2 protein-coding genes are annotated in these 1,801 nt (G+C 69.4%); both read left to right on the forward strand.

Annotated elements, in window-relative coordinates; genetic code table 11:
* Positions 1-320 precede the first annotated feature (320 nt).
* Complete coding sequence (locus tag ACY5KJ_RS06850) at positions 321-695, forward strand: DUF222 domain-containing protein (protein WP_462187245.1); 375 nt, start codon at positions 321-323, stop codon at positions 693-695.
* A 335-nt stretch (positions 696-1,030) separates the two neighbouring features.
* Positions 1,031-1,717 carry an HNH endonuclease signature motif containing protein gene (locus ACY5KJ_RS06855; RefSeq protein ID WP_462203009.1) on the forward strand — a complete coding sequence of 229 codons (687 nt, stop codon included), beginning with the start codon at positions 1,031-1,033 and terminating at the stop codon, positions 1,715-1,717.
* The last annotated feature ends 84 nt before the right edge of the window (positions 1,718-1,801 follow it).

Below are 1,801 nucleotides of genomic sequence, written 5' to 3' on the forward strand. Positions count from 1 at the left end.
CAGCGTGTCGGGTCGTTGTCTGCAGCGGGCGCAGATTTTCCACCGGAGAAGTGAACAATCGCAGGCGCGGGATGGGCCCTGGACCGTGCTCGAGGCCATGCCCCGGGCTGCCGGGGGAGTCGAGGGCGGCCTGGGCGGGGTTCGGGGACGGTCCAGGCCGGCAGACCGCCGGCCATGCACGTGAAGCTGAGGGCGACCGGGATCTTCGCGCAGGGCACGCACCAGCACGCCGGTCCTCATGTCCGCTACGACCACAGCACCTAGTTACGGTAATCGAACATGAGTTCGACATTGGGGGTTGTGTGATCTACGCTTGATCCATGACCATCACTGCCGGCCCGGCCCTCGGGCAGCATCTGGTGCCGTTGGGTTTGGCGGTAGTGGCCGAGCAGGTCGGCGGCCTGTTGGACGCGCCGGTGTGGTCGTTGTCGGATGCCGAGTTGTACGGCGCCCTGGACGACTGTTCGGTGGAGCTGGCCCGCCTGGCCGCGGTGCGGCTCGCGCTGGTGCGGGAGGCCCACGGCCGGAACCTGGCCGTGCGGGAGGGGGCTACCAGCACCGCGGCGCTGCTGCGGGAACGGCTGCGGATCCGGCCGGGGGACGCCCAACGCCTGGTCGATCTGGCCCTGGCCGTGGACGGACCGCTGAGTGCCACCGGTGCGGCCCTGGCCGCCGGCGCGATCACGGTCGAGTAGGTGGTCGAGGTCCGCACGACGATCCGTTCCCTCCCCCGCGACCTGGACGCGCAGGTGTACACGGCGGTGGAGGCATCCTTGCTGGAGCTGGCCCGGATGTTCGACCCCCGCGAACTGGCCCGTCTTGGCCGGCACCTGCGGGAACAACTCACCCGGATCGACACCAGCCCCGGCGGCGATGACCCCGCCAACACCGGCAGCCAGAACGGCGACCGTGAGGGCGCCGACTCCGGCACGTCTCCCGGCCCCGCAGGGGGCCCGGCCGGCGATGACAACCAGAACCCGGGCAACGGCAACCAGGATTCGGGCGACGCCCCCGGGGATCGGCGCGGCCTGTGGATCATCGATCTGCCCGGGGCACCACCCGTATCACCGGCGAACTCGACGCCGAAGCCGCCGCGCTCCTACGCAGCGCACTCGACCCGCTGGCCAAACCCCGTCCCGCCGACGACGGCACCCCCGACCCCCGCACACCTGCACAGCGCCGCGCCGACGCCCTCGTCGACCTCCTTCACCGCACCCTCACCACCGCAGCTCCGCCCGTCACCGGCGGCGTGCGCCCCCACCTCACCGTCACCCTCCCCTGGACGGCACTACTCGGCCAGGGAGGTACGCCCGCCACCACCAGCTGGGGTCAACCTCTGCCGGCCAGTGTCCTGCGCCGCCTGGCCTGTGACGCCACGGTCACCCGCGTCGTCTTCGATGCGGCGAGCGTCCCCCTCGACGTCGGACGGGCCCACCGCACCGCACCCGCGGACCTACGCCGCGCCGTCATCGCCCGAGACGTCTGCTGTTCATTCCCGGGGTGTGATCGGCCGCCGTCATGGTGCGAAGTTCACCACGTTCGTCATTGGATAGACGGTGGAAGAACCTCACTCGACAATCTGGTACTGCTGTGTGGATATCATCATAGGCTCATCCACCACCACGGCTGGATCGTCCGAATCGGCCACGATCGCCGGCCCGAATTCATCCCCCCGCCCTGGGTCGACTCCGACCAGACACCCCGACGCAACCCCTAGGAGTCGAAATGAAATAACTTGCGCGTTTCGAACCCTCCACAGGCCTGTGACCTGCGATGATGCTCTCGATCACGTATTTGTTAC

This window comes from Frankia sp. CcWB3 (assembly GCF_977927595.1).

Coding starts and splice junctions, on each gene's coding strand:
- ACY5KJ_RS06850 (WP_462187245.1), top strand. CDS start 321: ATGACCATCACTGCCGGCCCGGCCCTCGGGCAGCATCTGGTGCCGTTG.